The sequence below is a fragment of the Photobacterium alginatilyticum genome, assembly GCF_009910675.1.
GTDB lineage: Bacteria > Pseudomonadota > Gammaproteobacteria > Enterobacterales > Vibrionaceae > Photobacterium > Photobacterium alginatilyticum.
This window is the reverse complement of the sequence record NZ_RSEJ01000004.1, coordinates 91085-106500: the sequence shown is the minus strand read 5'-3', so window position 1 is coordinate 106500 and position 15416 is coordinate 91085. Positions and strand designations below refer to the sequence as shown.

Below are 15416 nucleotides of genomic sequence, written 5' to 3'. Positions count from 1 at the left end.
GGCTGTCAAAGTGACTCAATGAGCTCCGGAAGCAACTCGAACAGATCGCCGACCAAGCCGTAATCGGCGATTTGAAAAATCGGGGCATCCGGGTCGTTGTTGATCGCGACTATCACCTTCGAATCTTTCATTCCGGCGAGGTGTTGTATGGCACCGGAAATGCCCACGGCAATGTACAACTCAGGAGCGACAATCTTTCCCGTCTGGCCAACTTGCAGATCATTGGAGACAAAACCGGCATCGACCGCTGCACGCGAAGCACCGATTGCCCCGCCTAATTTATCTGCCAGCTTTTCAACCAGGGCAAAGCTTTCGCTGTTTCCGAGCCCCCGTCCACCGGATACCACCACCCGCGCCGCGGCCAATTCCGGACGCTCACTCTCCACCGCCTGTCTGCTAACAAACTTCGCCATGTCATTGGCGATGACAATATCGAGTTCAGACACCGGAGCAGATTGTTCCGGTTGAATTTCTGCAAGATCAAATGCGGCACTGCGAATGGTGATCACCTTGATAGGATCATTGGATCTTACTTCGGCCAGAGCATTACCAGCATATATAGGACGAACCACTGTATCTTCGCTTTTGATCTGAATAACATCGGATAGCTGTCCGACATCAAGCAAGGCAGCTACTCGCGGCATCAGGTTTTTACCAAACGTCGTAGACGGCGCAAGAATATGGGTATATTGCTGAGCAGCAACTTCAGCTATCAAGGCGGATAGGTTTTCGGCAAGCTGGTGCTCATAAACAGTATTGTTTGCCAGTAAAACCTGCTCGACACCTGCTATCTTGCTGGCCTCATCTGCCACACTGCGGCAATTATCACCTGCAACCAGCACCGATACTGAAGGTGATAACGCCATCGCCGCATTAATCGCTTTCTGGGTATCTGGCGAGAGAGACAGGTTATTATGTTCTGCAATGATTAACGTAGCCATTAGATCACCTTCGCTTCGTTTTTCAGCTTATCCACCAGCTCCGATACCGAAGCAACCCGTACACCACCCTGTCTTTCTGGCGGCGGCACTACATTCAGCACTTCCTGGCGCCGAGAAGCATCGACGCCAAAATCGGCGAGCGTTAGTTGCTCCATGGGTTTCTTTTTGGCCTTCATGATATTTGGTAACGATGCGTATCGGGGTTCATTTAACCGCAAATCGGTACTGATAATGGCTGGAAGCATCAACTGAAGTGTCTCCAGGCCGCCATCAACTTCACGGGTTACAGTGACAGTGTCACCATCGATGACAACATGAGAGGCAAAAGTGCCTTGCGGGCACCGGGTCAGTGCAGATAGCATCTGGGCAACCTGGTTATTATCCGAATCGATGGATTGCTTGCCCATCAGAACGAGCCCCGGTTGCTCTTTTTCCATCACCGACTGGAGCACTTTGGCTACCGTTAAAGGTTCAAGGCCAGCTTCTGCTTTAATGTGAATAGCGCGATCAGCACCCAGTGCCAATGCTGTTCTGAGTTGTTCCTGACAGCTTGTTTCACCGACTGAAACCACAACAACTTCATCAACCGTGCCGGCTTCTTTGAGTCTGACAGCCTCTTCCACCGCAATTTCACAAAAAGGGTTCATAGCCATCTTGACGTTATTGGTTTCAACGCCGGAGCCATCATTTTTCACCCTTACTTTGACGTAAGGATCAATCACTCGCTTTATTGCTACCAGTACCTTCACAATGCTTTCCTTTTCAAATAGTCAGAAAAAATTATGAACTTGGCCAAGTACACTTTGAGCCTAGTTGAATTTACGTTTACGTCAACTGGACTATATTTACCTGTAACAAATGCGATTGTGCTGGCAGTTTCAGGAAGGTACGCATGGAAAGAGAATGCATGGAGTTCGATATTGTCATCGTTGGTGCTGGCCCTGCAGGTTTATCTGCAGCCTGTCGGATCATGCAACTGGCAGAAGAGCAGAATCAATCATTGTCTGTCTGTGTGGTCGAGAAAGGAGCCGAAGTCGGAGCACATATTTTGTCTGGTGCCATCTTCGAACACAAAGCCCTTGATGAGCTTTTCCCTGACTGGGAGCGGCTCAATGCCCCACTTCATACCGCCGTATCCGAAGATCACTTTTGCCTGCTTACCAACCAGAGTAACTATCTAAACGTTGCTGAGAACCTTACGCCCAAGCCAATGTTGAATGACGGTAACTTCGTCATCAGTCTGGCCAACTTCTGTCGCTGGCTGGCACAGCAAGCCGAAAAAGCCGGTGTTGAAATCTTCCCCGGATTTGCAGCCGCTGACATTCTCTACGACAAACAAGGTGCCGTTGCCGGTATCGTCACATCCGATATGGGGCTGGATAAAAACGGAGAGAAGAAATCAACCTTTGAACCCGGCATAGAGCTCAAGGCCAGATATACCATTTTTGCCGAAGGAGCCCGTGGCCATCTGGGCAAGCAGCTGATCAGCAATTTCCAATTGGATTACGACAAACAGACTCAGCATTATGCGCTGGGTATCAAAGAACTGTGGGAAGTCCCACCGGAACTTCATCAGCCGGGACTGGTTATCCACGGTGTCGGTTGGCCATTAAGCCAGTCTGATACCACCGGCGGCAGTTTTCTCTATCACCTTGAAGACAATCAGGTCGCCATTGGGTTGATCGTCGATTTGAATTATCACAATCCGTATCTCAGCCCGTTTGATGAATTTCAGCGAATGAAGCATCACCCGTTATTCAGCCGTTACCTAAAAGGCGGAAACCGAATCGCCTATGGCGCACGGGCAATTACCAAGGGCGGACTATCTTCTCTGCCACGACAACAGTTTCCCGGTGGCGTACTGGTTGGCTGCGATGCCGGTACGCTCAACTTTGCCAAAATAAAAGGCAGTCACACTGCCATGAAGTCCGGAATGCTGGCTGCCGAAGCCGTTTTTGCCGAAATCAACCAGGGGCTGCATCAAACCATACCGGGCTATGAGCGTTTGTTTGGTGAATCGTGGCTGTATCAAGAGCTGTATGAATCACGAAACTTTGGTGCGCAAATCCATAAATTTGGCAATCTAATCGGTGGTGCACTTGCAACAGTTGAACATAACTGGCTCAAGCATCGTTTTTCCTGGACAGTTACGGATGAAAAAGCTGATCACGAATGTCTTCGTCCAAAAGATCAATGCACACCCATTAATTACCCCAAACCAGACGGTATCTTCAGTTTCGATAAGCCGTCTTCGGTTTACCTGTCAGCAACACAGCACGAAGAAAACCAGCCTTGCCATCTTAAACTCAAGGATCCTGCCCTTCCCACGACAACTCACCTATCCCTCTACGATGAGCCTAGTCAGCGCTATTGTCCGGCGGGCGTGTATGAGATTGTGACGAGTAACGGTGCCCCTAAATTCCAGATTAATGCCGCCAATTGCGTTCACTGTAAAACTTGCGACATTAAAGACCCTTCACAGAATATTTCCTGGGTCACTCCCGAAGGTGGCGGCGGGCCAAATTATCCGAACATGTAATACCCGGAGACAGCTTGAGAACAAAGTGAAGCACGTGCCTAGTCCTTGCACTCCGAACGGATCCAGCTCAGGTAATCCGCTAATCCTGCCGAAATAGGTAACTGGATGATTTCAGGTGTCTCGTAGTCATGGTTAGCCAGTATCTCAGCCTCTACCTCTGAGTAAAGTGCCGTCGTTGTCTTGATCATCACTAGCTTTTCCTGATCTTGATTGACTTCCCCCTTCCAGTGGTAATAACTTTCGATCGACTGTACCTGAACACAAGCGGCCAGACGCTTCTCAATGAGCGAGTGAATGATTTTCTTCCCGATAACCTCATCAGAAAACGTGGTCATCACCATGCAATATTGCTGTATATTTTCATGTTCTGTCGCCATGACTGCCTCTATCTTTCTGAAGTTTGTCTAAACTAATGTACTAATAATACTATCAAAAAAGGGAGCCATCAGGCTCCCTTAGTAACTGTCAGTTGCTTATTATTATGGGCACTTAGAGACCATAATTTGCTGAGGCTGACCGTCTGAGCTGAATTCAAGGCTCCAGACATAACGTCCGGCTTCAGGGATCGTCACTGCCGTGTCCTTGCCATAGCCACCACGAGCCAGTACGCCTTTCTCGCCAGCTTTCAGGCTAAGACCGTCGGCAGTAAACTGCGGTGTCCAGTCTCGGCTTGCATACTGCATACGAAACGCGCCAGCTTTCTCTTCCTTAACAACCTGATAGACATTGCTACCCTTGTACTGGAAGGCACGCTTCGGCTTGTGTTTCCATCCCGAGTCAGAGAAATCACCGACAACGTAAAGCGTTTCGCCAATCGGCCCAGCCTCTTCCACTGTTGGATTGTCACACTGCGCCATAAAGCCTTCACCCGCCAGTGACACGGCCGCTGCAGCCTTCACCTTTACACCGGCAGCAGACGGTGTCTCGATAGATAGGAAACGAGCTTCAAATGCCGTTAAAGGAATATAGTACTTGCCATCTTGCATCTTGAAGCGGTCGCCAGACATCAAGTCAACCAACACGCCATCAGAACCGACATCCGCACCGTCCAGAGGAATGATATCTGCTCGCGATGAGGTGCTCACCATGTAAAGCAAGGCTTCATTTTCTGCCTGCTTATGGTCAACATACACAGCATCAGTTGCCATTACATTGGTACGCTTACCGCTAGATAGCGCAGGATGGTTATCACGCATCGTCATCAACTTGGCGACATAGTCTCGCAGCTCCGCCTCGCGCCCTTTAAGTGACGCCGTCACGCCATCAATTTTGGCACTGGTACGGGCTACATGGTCATCACACAAGCCTTTAATAGCACAGTTGTCACCGGCATTCTTAGCGGCATAACCATCAAGTTGATCACCAATTTCTTCACCATAATACAAGGTGATCGGGCCGGTATAAGCAGCCTGGAATGACAATGCCGCTTTATGGCGTGACCAGTACTCCGCATCTTCCGGAGAGGCTATATTACCGCGTTGCAGCAAATCACCCAGTCTAACCAAATCATGGTTGCCCAGCATCAGGTTTGGTTTGGCATGATCCGGGTACAACTTGTGCAAGTCCATACCTTCAGCCAGCCACTCACCGCCTTTGCCACCGACGCTATTTTCATTCACGGCGAAGGTTTCGACCACGCGATAACGAACTGGGAAATCAAATGCCGAGCACAATGCCGGATCGTCCTGCTTACCATAGCCCGTGTCATTGATGTAATTCTGGTTGTTCCAGATTTCAGCCACCATGTAACCGAGCGGATTAACGGTTTCACCTTTGTCATTGGTGTAGGTTACTGACTTCGAAGCTTCATCGACACTCTTGCGGATTTCTTTCCACGCATCTGTCGGCACCTGATAGGCCTGATCCAGGCGCCAGCCATCAATCTTCAGCTCTTTAACCCAATAGGTCGCGACTTCCTGATAGAAAGCGAGACTTTCCGGGTAGCTCACAGGATTGTGTTCACCGTGTGGTAAACGTCCTTCAGGAGATGGAACAACATTGCCTTTATGGTGACCAAAGACACCGTCAAAGAAGACGTAAAGCCCCTTCTCATGTGCCTTGTTCACAAGCTCACGCGCTTTTTCCATCGTGCCGAAACGAGGGTCAATAGCAAAGTAGTTACTGGTGAAATAACCTGTCGCGTCCAGACGGTCAGCCCAGTGATCTTGCCCTTCAACCGGAATCGACTCAAAAATCGGTGTCAGCCAAATTGCATTCACGCCCAGAGAGTCAATGTAATCCAGCGAGTCGATAATACCCTGCAGATCACCTTTATGATGGCTGGTACCGTAACCCGTACCGTGACCAATGGTGTCATCACCATTAACAAAGCTCTCGACCATGACCTGATAAATACGCAAATCATCAGCTTTGGTTGCTGTTGTAGCATCACAAGCATAAACAGGTGTTTCAGACGCAGGTAAAGAGCCGGAACTGCCACACGCAGAAAGTGTCGCGGCGATGGCCAGCGCAAGGCAAGATTTCATGTTCCTTGTTATCACAGTGATCTCCTTGATTTTTATTTGTAAGGTACATAGCGATTATCAATGAGTCACAACGCTCGGAGACCATCCCTTAAGCGCTTTTTAACGGCGTAGATCAGGGGGAGTAGATGACAGGGCTGATACCGAGTTCCGGACAGGCACAAATACCCGAATAGCAAGCAAACAAAATGAGAGGTAAGGCATATTTCTCCCGCTGCGCTAGCAGTTAACGGGAGAACAATGTGTTAGCAAGATCAAATATATAGAGCTTAAAAAACGATAAAAGGCGACTTGTGATAGCCGCCTCATTTCTGAAAATTGTTATCTGATCACACTCGATTATTGCCAAAAGCAATTTTGGCGGCCAGCCCGATCAACAGAAGACCGGATACACCCTCGATAATACGGCTGAAACGTGATGCCTTGGCACTATTTACAATCCAGGAGCCCAACATCGCGTAAGCTGAGTTACACAATGTTGCCAATCCACAGAATAACAAACCAAGAACCAATAGCTGCTGGGTTGCAGATGAAGATAACGATGTATCAATAAACTGAGGTAAAAATGATAGGAAGAACATCGCAACTTTCGGGTTAAGTACACTGACGATCACACCTTGTCTGAACACGTTTGTCGTCTCAGGTTTCTGATCAGGTAAGGTCAGTTTGGACTCTCCCTTCATGAAGTTTCTTAGCGACGATATCCCCAAATACAGCAAGTAGGCCGCCCCAAGGTATTTCACCAACAGGAATGCATATGCAGAGCTTAAGATAAGCGCCGATAGGCCAAAGACGGCGGCAAAAGTATGGAACATGTAACCAACGCCAAGCCCGAGAGCTGCTTGCGTACCTGCTGAAGCCTTCCCTTTCATCGTATTGGAGACGATATAGATAACATCCGGACCGGGTATCAGGTTCAGCGTCAATGACGCAAGGGCAAATAGCAAAATAGTGTGCATATCCATTAATGGGGATTCCTTATTTAAAACTCTTTCAGAGCCGCAACAGCCTGCTCTGCTTTGTCCGACTGAACAAAAACATGGTCATGATAATACGCTGCAATCACGTTTGCACTGATCCCGTTATCTGCCAGCTTATTTGCCACAGCTGCCGTCAAACCAACCGCATCCAGACTTGAATGGACAGTCAACGTTATAGCTTTAAACACGGAATCAAACTGGTAGCCATGCTGCTGTGCAACATGCTTCTCCAGCACCAGCGTCATACCTTCGTCTTCCAAAAAACTTGCTATGGGTTTTAGCCTCGCAACCAGTTCATAGTCTTGCGACTTGTCCGTGCAGAAGACAAACTCGCCCTCACGAATTTGAGGTTCCATGTTCTGCAATAGAACGTCGAGATCGGTAATTCCTGACATAATGCACTCCTTAGGTAAACTCATACCAAGACCAGAATTTATAGCATCGAAGAGTCGATACTGTCACCTTGCTCAGTCATTATGTGACATGTCACATCATAATCTCCGCCGTCATAGTTGACTAAAACAGTCAGGAATATTAACATGCATTGAAAATACAACTTAATATTCAGAGACGGTAGCATGACTATTTCATTCAAGAAATTCTTTAAAAAAACAGATGACGAGCAAACAAAAGTAGGCCAGGAGCAAACGGCAGAACAGGCACAGCCAGAGAATGAAGACAAAGAAAAGAAAGGCAAACACGGTGAGCCTGGCTTCTGCTGCGGTTCTTGCTCACAATAAAGCAATAGGGTCACCCCTGAATCGATAAGAACTACCGACAAAGTAGCCTCGGTAGTTCTTTACTCTCAGCTGGAATCAAGGTTGCTGTATGATCAAACTGCGGAATGAATGCCCGTACAAACGGCAATCCATATATCCAATGGAAACATAAAACCTCCTTGTTAATACTTTGGCTAATCTGGGTATCTATTATCAACAGTTTTTAATGAACGTAAAAACAAACCCAGCCCCCCAAAAGCCAGTACCAGTATTGCAGTTAATTCAAAGGCAGTCATAGCCTTAAAGCTAAAACGAATACTTGAAACAACACCAAATATCAATGCTGTTAAGGCACCAACTGTCAACAACCATCCAAGAACATTCTTACTATTAAAAAAGAGAAAACCGATACCAAACATAAAGGGAATCATCACCATTCCACCTGTCACAGAAAAATTAGACCCCAATACTGAAAATCCATATAACCGAGTACCCAGCGCAAAGCTCGATGTGACAGAAATTGCATTCAATAACAGATAAAATCCACCGCACATCATAACCAAACCGATGAAAAAGAAGCCTACACCGCCGGATGTTCCACCCGCTCCCTTCATTCTTTATATCCTTCCTTTAACTCATTATACAAACAACATTTATTCGATATTTAATAATATGAAATCATCACCATCTTAGTGGGCAATAACAGAAGAAATGGGAGCATTAAAACAAATTGCTATGTAACTCAATGTCTCCTTGTGTGAAAAACATATAAAAGCTGTTTTAACTAACGTGCCGCACGCTGCTACAATAGCGCAGTTAAAACTACTGGCAGAGAAAAATGCAACAAGATCAATTTGAAACCCTAGTGAAAGCACTGTGCGAGAAAGAGAACCTACCTCAGGTCCTCGAGGCACTAAAAGCAAGTGAAGAACAGGAAATTGCGGAAGCGGCAGCTTCGCTGGCAGGTCAGTTCAAGCTTGCCGAGATCGAGGGAGAAAAACGCATCTACCACGTCTCGATGCAAGAAAACGATGAAGGCGAAGAACAGGAATACGCCGAGTGGATCATGAATGACGGCGATGACGTGATTAAATTTGTCGCTTGGTTCTTCTTCGATATGTTCGACATCAAACAAAAAGATGTCTACCAAGCTGCCGGCCGTACCTACCAGCAGCCGAAGAGAACATAAAACGCTCTTCTACCATTGAAAATAAGCCAGTTTAATCGCTGGCTTTTTATTTGATTCTTTCGACACCATTTCAACCGTTCACCAAAGCGCGTATTTTGTAGGCATAAAACAACACCATAACGACCTCTGCTTGGTTTCGCCAACTATATCTGTGATAATTCTACTTCACCAATTTTTCAAATGGCTCCCCATGAAACTACTAGTAAGAAACCTTGCCCGCACTACCACTGAAGATGAACTTAAAGCGTTGTTTGCAGAGCACGGCGTCGTAGAGTCTTGCAACCTAGTGCTAGATCAGGAAACAGGTAAGTCTAAAGGTTTTGGTTTTGTTGAAATGCCAGACATTGACGAAGCCGCCACGGCAATTTCCTCTCTAAACGGTACAAAAATCGCGAAAAGCAAAGTTCGCGTGAAAGCCGCAGAGTAACCTTCACGCTTAACCATGCTGAAGGGCTAAAGGTCAGAACAAAACACTTCTGGCCTTTAGAACAACTACCTTCCAGACATCACACGCTTACGATATTCCCTTGGCGAGCAGCCATGATACTGGCGAAACCGGTGAGTAAAGTTGTAAGGATCCGGATACCCCAAACGCAGAGCAATCATACCAACCGACCAGCTTTCATAGTGAAGCAAGTCCGTCGCTTTTTCCATTCTCAGTGCAATCAGCCTTTGCTGGGTCGAACACCCATAGAGCTGTTTACAAATCCGGTTTAGCTGCTCGACGCTGATATAGCTTTGCTCGGCAATCCCCTTCACCGTCCATGGATGATGAAGCTGAGACTCCACCTCGTTAAAAACACTTTGCACTCTCAGTACGGAATTTGAAGGGGCGTTTGATGCCGAGGATCCCAAAAGGAGCCTCGACAGTTCGCTGGCAAATAGCTTCCGAAAGCTGGAACGACCACCAATCTCGGAGTGAAACAAACTCATTAAGGACCATATCTGCTCGCAGAGATACGACGGCTCGACTCTTTGGCCACCTTCAATCAAAGGCTGCCATTTTTCAGTACTCTGCAATAGCAGCCAGGCCATCTTCCAATTTGCGTCAGGCTGGGCCAACTCAAAGCGAAAAGGAAGGTTGGCAGGCAACACCGTCAGGGTATTCGCTTCTATTTCCATAACAGCATTTTCAGTGATTAATCGTCCCCGCCCCTCGAGCGTCAACAGCAACGTATGTATCGACGTTCCTACCCGCTCTACATGATAGCCTTCAGACAACTCAGCAAGCCCCGCCATAAAAAACTGATTTTCAGCCAATTCAGGCAGCTCGGACTGAGTCAAAAACCGCTCTTTGCAAGCATCCGCCAGATACACCTCATCCTGCCAACTCGACTTGGGCTCAGGCATAGGTATGACAGATCTGCACAGGTTTTCTGATTTTTCTAACATGTCGCTCACTTCAATGCTCTTATATATTTGCCCCGTACTTTGAGGGCACACTTATGACTACACATCCATCAACACATTTATCTCTGCCTAAGGCATTGTTTTCTAGCGTCGCGAAACTGGCTTTCCCGGTGGCGGTTCAAAGCGCCTTGGTAGCCATACTGGCACTTGCAGATGTACTCATGGTCAGCGACTTCGGCCAGGAAGCCACTGCCGCTGTCGGTATCGCCTCCAAATGGCATTTTGTCGCCATCATGATCATGGCGGGACTTTCCACCGCGAACGGCGTGCTGGTATCGCAATACTGGGGCCGAAACGACAAAGTTCATGCCAAGACAGTCACTCTCCAGTCGCTCAAGTTCGGGGCGGCGATTATGGTACCTGTCACGTTCATCATTACGATATTTGCACAACAAATCATGCAATTGCAAACTAATGATATGTTGGTGATTAATCAGGGAATGGCGTACCTCTGGTACAGTTTCCCTGTACTGATACTGACACACATCGTCATCACTGCCGAGTCCAGCTTACGCTCAAGTGGCGATACCGTGTTGCCGCTGGTTCTCGGTGCGTTCACTATTGCCCTTAATATCGGTCTTAACTTTATTCTGATCAAAGGCGGATTCGGCATTTCCGCTATGGGCGTGGCTGGTGCCGCACTCGCGACTACTATTGCACGCCTTGTTCAGGTACTGATGATCTGGGGAGTATTGAAATATCGTCAACACTGGCTGTTCACAAGTCACACGATCCCTAAGCACCAAACGCTTTGGATGACTTATAAGAAGCTGGCTATTCCCAACTCGGTCAATATGATGCTTTGGGCGTTGGGTACGCTCACATACCAGATGGTATTCGGCCACATGGGCACTACCGAACTGGCCGTATTCAGCATGCTGGGACCTTTTGAGTCACTGTGCTATTCGATGTTCTTTGGTATTTCGGTCGCCTGCTCCGTGTTGATGGGTCAATCCCTTGGTCGCAACGAGTTTGATACAGCACAGCTCATGACGAAGTTTTTTCTCAAGTTTGTCATTATGCTCGGCATTGTGCTTGGTCTGCTGCTGTTTATGCAACGGGACCTGATTCTTGGTTGGCTAAGCCTGGATACGGATAACTTCTACCCCTATGCCCTCCCTGCGATATCTGTTCTGTGCTTTACCATATGGATAAAGATGCTCAACATGATCATCATTAACGGGATTTTACGGGCCGGTGGCGAGAACTTGTTCTGCCTGAGAATGGACTTTATCGCAATGTGGTTGATAGGGATCCCTCTTACAGCCTACGGTGCATTCATCGGCGAATGGGGTTTTGGCTGGGTATATCTGGCGATGCTAAGTGAAGAATTCATCAAGTTATCGCTCTGCTTCCACCGCTACTTGCAACGCCGCTGGATGAACAACCTGACCTTGCAAACAGCGTAAACCTACAGATTGAGACACAGCCAACCTATTTATAACTATTATTTAATAGATTCTTGTCATGAACATCGGTGTTGGAGCTATCGTCGGCGCGCTGTAATTCCATATACAGCCTGTCTTTGGTATCACGTCAGGCCAGCCGGAGGAAATGTATGAAATATAAAATTGTCTGTGATAAACACGAATTTGAGTTTGAAAAGAAGATAAACGACCTTCTCGAGCAAGGCTGGGAACTACATGGCGAAATTGTTGTCAATCTCGTTAATACAGGCGAGAACTTAGCCTGCTGGTATACCCAGTCGATGGTAAAAAACAATTAAAGCCAGCGGCTGCAACACATTATTGTTACTGTACAATAATGTGTTGCAGCCGCCCTCATAAAGAGATGCTATGTCAGTTTACACCCTGATTCTGGAATACGATGGCGCAACGTACATGTCGCAGGTTGAAGCCAATAACGAAAAGTCCGCGCTGAATATCTGGTCTGACGAACTGGATGTGTGTGCTATCGATGGCTTCCCGTTAGTTGATGCCGAACAAGTACTTGCAGGGCTAGAACAGCAAGCCCCGACACCTGTTCAAAAACTGACAAACGTCTGGAACCTATCCTTTGCTGTCGGACACGATGTCGCCGTACTTCATCTCATCAAAACTGAGCTTCAGCTTGATAGCTAGCCTGCTGATCACTTTCTGCCGACTCACCGAGACGCAGCCTCAGATACGCGTGTGCATCATCGGATATATCACTGCCATATGGTATCCGCTTCAGGTTATTGGCCGCCACCATCGTCGAGCCAGAACCGAAAAATGGATCAACGACAATGTCTCCCTCTGAACTACTCTGTTCAATCAAAGTTTCTAGCAATGGTACCGGTTTCTCGGTTGGATAACCTCGGTATACACGCTTTTCTTCCAGAATATCGGGGATCCCAAGATTGTTAAGCTTCCTCTTGCCCTTCTCGAAGAACAGGATAAATTCATATCTCGCCCGGTAATGATACCCCATACCTATCGCCACCTTGTCCCAGACAATCGGCTTCCAGAACTTAAAGCCCGCCTGCTCAGCGATCGGTTTTATGTAAAACATGGTTTCCTGATCACAGAACAAATAGAAGTGACTATCTTTCTTGAGCACTCTATACACTTGCTCGAGAAAGGCTTCAAACCTTTGATTAGGGAAAATTGAAAACCATTGATTGCTCGATCCTTTGCTCTTTTTCAAACGCGTCGTGGTTCCTACGGCACGGTGTTTTTCCAACGACTCATACGGTGGATCGGTGATCAGCAAGTCAACGCTTCCGTCTGGCAACGTGGACAACCATTCCACAGCATCTTGTTTAAATAATTGCATTAATAACCTAAATTTGAACACATTATACGGGCGGAACAAGCGATGTTGGCTAAGTCATGTACATGCTCAGAGACCGCTGACATTGTTTGATTATTCACGGGCAGATTCCCGGACAGTGTTGTACCAAATCTTTCGGGAGATGGACAGCAAAACAAATACTAGATACCTGCCACACCAAAAACCTCACGCAGCAGATATCCGGTAAAGAAAGCCAATGCCGCAGCCGTACCTCCATTTAACAGGGTCCGCAGCCCCGACAGAAAATATGGCTGTTCAAACAACAGGCTTTTCAGGCTACCAATCATAAAAAACATGATGGCGGCCAACACTGTACTGATAGCGAACTGCTGGTTCATAGACAACGATGTCGCCAGGAAAGGTAACAAAGGCACGGTGCCAATAAGGATGAACGCTACAAATGTTGCCCAGGCAGAGCCGAATGGGTTGGGATCGGCCTGATGATGGATCCCGTGCTCTTCAATCAACATGGTATCAACCCAAAGCTTGCGGTCTTCACAAATGATATCGACTATTTTTGCGAGCAAATCCCCCTCAAAGCCTTTATTAATAAATATTTGCCGTATCTCTTCTCGCTCCCCTTCGGGAATAATATCAATATGCTCTTCTTCCATTTCGCGTAAGCTCTGGGTGTACTCCTGCTTGGCTTTGTTCGACTCATACGCACTTACCGCCATGCTAAAGCCATCGGCTATCAGGTTGGCAAACCCTAGTATCAAGGCAACAGAAGCAGGAAAGCCTGCCCCGACCGCAGCGGCAACGACAGCGAACGTGGTGACGCACCCGTCAATCCCCCCGAGCACCGCATCAGATATATTTTGAGACTTCGGTGCCTGTTGCAAACGCTTTCTAATCACGTCGGGATCGTGTGCCCGAGCTAATTCTTCAATACTGGCTTTCCTCATAGCAAGAACTCCATTATTAGCAACGTTCAGCGCCATACGACTGTTGTTGCTAATCGTAGTTGAAAATTTCAATTGAGCCTTTTTTGACACTTTATATGTCGGCAAAGAGGCATCAGTGATAGAGAACTGTATAAATGTCGAGCACCACATTCAGTCGCGCTATTTAACTCCATCAAGAAACTATAAAAAGGTGAAAGTATCTGTCATTTTATTGATCTACCCACCAAAAATTTTGCAGTTTTTGTTTAGAGTAGTGTCTCTTCATTCAGATAGGAAAGACTCTGATGACAACAATCAACCAAGATAGATTGATCCAGCATTTCATTGATCTTGTAAAGATCGACAGTGAATCACGAAATGAAAAGGCCATTGCCGAGACCCTTGCAGAACAGCTAGGTAAAATCGGTTTTCAGGTAAGCAAACTACCTGTACCCGCTGATATTTCCAATGGCTTCAACATCTACGCCAAACTGCCGGGTAAACTCGACGGAAGCGTACTGCTAAGCAGTCATATGGATACCGTTACTCCTGGCAACGGCATCGAGCCAGTTATCAACGACGGCATCATCAGCTCCAAAGGTGACACTATTCTTGGTGGTGATGACAAATCTGGTATCGCAGCCATTATGGAAGCAGTTCGCTGCATACTAGCCAACGATGTTCCGCACAAAACTATCGAGCTTGCATTCACCGTTTATGAAGAAGGTGGTCTGCACGGTTCGAAAAACTTCGACATGTCTTATGTTGAATCTGAGCAGGCAATTGTTCTGGATTCAGGCGGTGCTATCGGCACTATCATTACCGTTGCTCCGGGTCAGCAGAACCTGAAAATCAACATCACAGGTAAACCCGCCCACGCAGGCCTGGCACCAGAAGAAGGCATCAATGCACTAACTGTCGCAGCCGATGCTATCAGCCAGATGAAACTGTCTCGTATCGACAGCGAAACGACTGCCAACATTGGTGTCGTCAAAGGCGGACAGGCAACCAACATTGTCATGCCTGAACTGTACGTTGAAGCAGAAGCCCGCTCTCTAGATGATGACAAGTTAGCTGCACAAGTTGATCACATGATCAGCACATTTAACGCAGCTGCCGAGAAGCACGGTGCTGAAATCAACATTGAGTCAACACGTGCCTACGATGCCTACCGTATCAACGACAACGACCCGCATGTTGCTGCTATCAAAGCTGCCTTCGAAGCAAACGGCGTTGAGCCGAAAACACAGCCAACCGGTGGCGGTAGCGATGCCAACATCTTCAATGGCAAAGGCCTTAAGACTGTCAACCTTTCAACAGGTATGGCGAAGGTTCACACCACAGAAGAATACATCAAGATCACCGATATGGTTGCCATTACTGAGTTTATGTATACCTACCTAACTAAGTAATCGCTATAGTGAGATCTAAATTGAAGCCGGAACTATGTCTCCGGCTTCTTTTTTACTTCCAAGATATGCTATCAATGACGTTTA

At 47.2% G+C, this 15416-nt stretch carries 18 protein-coding genes; 8 read left to right on the top strand and 10 right to left on the bottom strand.

All coding sequences use genetic code 11. The features are described from left to right. Positions 1-5: 5 nt before the first annotated feature. Both EIZ48_RS05725 and EIZ48_RS05720 read right to left on the bottom strand, forming a co-directional pair. Positions 6-941: an electron transfer flavoprotein subunit alpha/FixB family protein gene (locus EIZ48_RS05725; protein ID WP_160649169.1), complete on the bottom strand. Its 936-nt coding sequence runs from the start codon at positions 939-941 to the stop codon at positions 6-8. Then, on the bottom strand, positions 941-1690 hold the full coding sequence (locus EIZ48_RS05720) for an electron transfer flavoprotein subunit beta/FixA family protein (RefSeq protein ID WP_160649168.1): 750 nt from the start codon (positions 1688-1690) through the stop codon (positions 941-943). The genes EIZ48_RS05725 and EIZ48_RS05720 overlap by 1 nt, the downstream gene beginning before the upstream one ends. A 143-nt stretch (positions 1691-1833) precedes the next feature. Here EIZ48_RS05720 and EIZ48_RS05715 point away from each other — a divergent pair, with 143 nt between their 5' ends. Then, entirely contained in the window at positions 1834-3480 is a 1647-nt protein-coding gene (locus EIZ48_RS05715) for an electron transfer flavoprotein-ubiquinone oxidoreductase (protein ID WP_160649167.1), read from the top strand. 38 nt (positions 3481-3518) lie between these two features. Here EIZ48_RS05715 and cutA read toward each other — a convergent pair whose 3' ends face one another. The 4 genes from cutA to EIZ48_RS05695 all read right to left on the bottom strand — a co-directional run bounded on the left by cutA (position 3519) and on the right by EIZ48_RS05695 (position 7338). Beyond that, positions 3519-3857 (bottom strand): divalent-cation tolerance protein CutA, encoded by a 339-nt coding sequence (gene cutA / locus EIZ48_RS05710; protein WP_160649166.1) that lies wholly within the window; start codon positions 3855-3857, stop codon positions 3519-3521. Between the two features lie 102 nt (positions 3858-3959). After that, entirely contained in the window at positions 3960-5966 is a 2007-nt protein-coding gene (locus EIZ48_RS05705) for an alpha-amylase family glycosyl hydrolase (protein WP_160649474.1), read from the bottom strand. Between the two features lie 326 nt (positions 5967-6292). Next, on the bottom strand, positions 6293-6928 hold the full coding sequence (locus EIZ48_RS05700) for a LysE family translocator (RefSeq protein WP_160649165.1): 636 nt from the start codon (positions 6926-6928) through the stop codon (positions 6293-6295). Between the two features lie 17 nt (positions 6929-6945). Further along, complete coding sequence (locus tag EIZ48_RS05695) at positions 6946-7338, bottom strand: ACT domain-containing protein (RefSeq protein ID WP_160649163.1); 393 nt, start codon at positions 7336-7338, stop codon at positions 6946-6948. Positions 7339-7521: 183 nt separating this feature from the next. On the opposite strand from EIZ48_RS05695, the gene EIZ48_RS05690 reads away from it, so the two are divergent. Then, positions 7522-7683, top strand: coding sequence for a CCGSCS motif protein (locus tag EIZ48_RS05690; RefSeq protein ID WP_160649162.1), 162 nt, complete (start codon positions 7522-7524; stop codon positions 7681-7683). A 173-nt stretch (positions 7684-7856) separates the two neighbouring features. On the opposite strand, the gene EIZ48_RS05685 is transcribed toward EIZ48_RS05690, so the two are convergent. Beyond that, positions 7857-8276 carry a hypothetical protein gene (locus tag EIZ48_RS05685; RefSeq protein WP_160649161.1) on the bottom strand — a complete coding sequence of 140 codons (420 nt, stop codon included), beginning with the start codon at positions 8274-8276 and terminating at the stop codon, positions 7857-7859. A 224-nt stretch (positions 8277-8500) separates the two neighbouring features. On the opposite strand from EIZ48_RS05685, the gene EIZ48_RS05680 reads away from it, so the two are divergent. Further along, entirely contained in the window at positions 8501-8851 is a 351-nt protein-coding gene (locus tag EIZ48_RS05680; RefSeq protein WP_160649159.1) for a hypothetical protein, read from the top strand. A 190-nt stretch (positions 8852-9041) separates the two neighbouring features. Next, positions 9042-9278: an RNA recognition motif domain-containing protein gene (locus EIZ48_RS05675; RefSeq protein WP_160649157.1), complete on the top strand. Its 237-nt coding sequence runs from the start codon at positions 9042-9044 to the stop codon at positions 9276-9278. A 65-nt stretch (positions 9279-9343) separates the two neighbouring features. Here EIZ48_RS05675 and EIZ48_RS05670 read toward each other — a convergent pair whose 3' ends face one another. Next, a complete protein-coding gene (locus EIZ48_RS05670) occupies positions 9344-10243 on the bottom strand; it encodes an AraC family transcriptional regulator (RefSeq protein WP_160649155.1) in 900 nt (299 codons plus the stop codon). Positions 10244-10296: 53 nt separating this feature from the next. On the opposite strand from EIZ48_RS05670, the gene EIZ48_RS05665 reads away from it, so the two are divergent. The 3 genes from EIZ48_RS05665 (at position 10297) to EIZ48_RS05655 (ending at position 12342) form a co-directional block, all read left to right on the top strand. Then, the gene (locus EIZ48_RS05665; RefSeq protein WP_160649153.1) at positions 10297-11670 is read left to right on the top strand and encodes an MATE family efflux transporter; all 1374 of its coding nucleotides are present in this window, start codon (positions 10297-10299) and stop codon (positions 11668-11670) included. A gap of 149 nt (positions 11671-11819) precedes the next feature. Further along, positions 11820-11987, top strand: a complete 168-nt coding sequence (locus EIZ48_RS05660; RefSeq protein WP_160649151.1) for a DUF1737 domain-containing protein — start codon at positions 11820-11822, stop codon at positions 11985-11987. 70 nt (positions 11988-12057) lie between these two features. Beyond that, complete coding sequence (locus tag EIZ48_RS05655) at positions 12058-12342, top strand: hypothetical protein (RefSeq protein WP_160649150.1); 285 nt, start codon at positions 12058-12060, stop codon at positions 12340-12342. Here the strand turns inward: EIZ48_RS05655 and EIZ48_RS05650 are convergent. Both EIZ48_RS05650 and EIZ48_RS05645 read right to left on the bottom strand, forming a co-directional pair. Beyond that, positions 12314-13018, bottom strand: a complete 705-nt coding sequence (locus tag EIZ48_RS05650) for a DNA-methyltransferase (protein ID WP_160649148.1) — start codon at positions 13016-13018, stop codon at positions 12314-12316. The genes EIZ48_RS05655 and EIZ48_RS05650 overlap by 29 nt on opposite strands. A gap of 158 nt (positions 13019-13176) precedes the next feature. Further along, entirely contained in the window at positions 13177-13941 is a 765-nt protein-coding gene (locus EIZ48_RS05645; RefSeq protein WP_160649146.1) for a VIT1/CCC1 transporter family protein, read from the bottom strand. A 284-nt stretch (positions 13942-14225) separates the two neighbouring features. Here EIZ48_RS05645 and EIZ48_RS05640 point away from each other — a divergent pair, with 284 nt between their 5' ends. After that, positions 14226-15332 (top strand): M20/M25/M40 family metallo-hydrolase, encoded by a 1107-nt coding sequence (locus tag EIZ48_RS05640; RefSeq protein ID WP_160649145.1) that lies wholly within the window; start codon positions 14226-14228, stop codon positions 15330-15332. Positions 15333-15416: the final 84 nt, after the last annotated feature.

Coding starts and splice junctions, on each gene's coding strand:
- EIZ48_RS05725 (WP_160649169.1), bottom strand. CDS start 941: ATGGCTACGTTAATCATTGCAGAACATAATAACCTGTCTCTCTCGCCA.
- EIZ48_RS05715 (WP_160649167.1), top strand. CDS start 1,834: ATGGAAAGAGAATGCATGGAGTTCGATATTGTCATCGTTGGTGCTGGC.
- cutA (WP_160649166.1), bottom strand. CDS start 3,857: ATGGCGACAGAACATGAAAATATACAGCAATATTGCATGGTGATGACC.
- EIZ48_RS05705 (WP_160649474.1), bottom strand. CDS start 5,966: ATGAAATCTTGCCTTGCGCTGGCCATCGCCGCGACACTTTCTGCGTGT.
- EIZ48_RS05700 (WP_160649165.1), bottom strand. CDS start 6,928: ATGGATATGCACACTATTTTGCTATTTGCCCTTGCGTCATTGACGCTG.
- EIZ48_RS05695 (WP_160649163.1), bottom strand. CDS start 7,338: ATGTCAGGAATTACCGATCTCGACGTTCTATTGCAGAACATGGAACCT.
- EIZ48_RS05690 (WP_160649162.1), top strand. CDS start 7,522: ATGACTATTTCATTCAAGAAATTCTTTAAAAAAACAGATGACGAGCAA.
- EIZ48_RS05685 (WP_160649161.1), bottom strand. CDS start 8,276: ATGAAGGGAGCGGGTGGAACATCCGGCGGTGTAGGCTTCTTTTTCATC.
- EIZ48_RS05680 (WP_160649159.1), top strand. CDS start 8,501: ATGCAACAAGATCAATTTGAAACCCTAGTGAAAGCACTGTGCGAGAAA.
- EIZ48_RS05675 (WP_160649157.1), top strand. CDS start 9,042: ATGAAACTACTAGTAAGAAACCTTGCCCGCACTACCACTGAAGATGAA.
- EIZ48_RS05670 (WP_160649155.1), bottom strand. CDS start 10,243: ATGTTAGAAAAATCAGAAAACCTGTGCAGATCTGTCATACCTATGCCT.
- EIZ48_RS05665 (WP_160649153.1), top strand. CDS start 10,297: ATGACTACACATCCATCAACACATTTATCTCTGCCTAAGGCATTGTTT.
- EIZ48_RS05660 (WP_160649151.1), top strand. CDS start 11,820: ATGAAATATAAAATTGTCTGTGATAAACACGAATTTGAGTTTGAAAAG.
- EIZ48_RS05655 (WP_160649150.1), top strand. CDS start 12,058: ATGTCAGTTTACACCCTGATTCTGGAATACGATGGCGCAACGTACATG.
- EIZ48_RS05650 (WP_160649148.1), bottom strand. CDS start 13,018: ATGCAATTATTTAAACAAGATGCTGTGGAATGGTTGTCCACGTTGCCA.
- EIZ48_RS05645 (WP_160649146.1), bottom strand. CDS start 13,941: ATGAGGAAAGCCAGTATTGAAGAATTAGCTCGGGCACACGATCCCGAC.
- EIZ48_RS05640 (WP_160649145.1), top strand. CDS start 14,226: ATGACAACAATCAACCAAGATAGATTGATCCAGCATTTCATTGATCTT.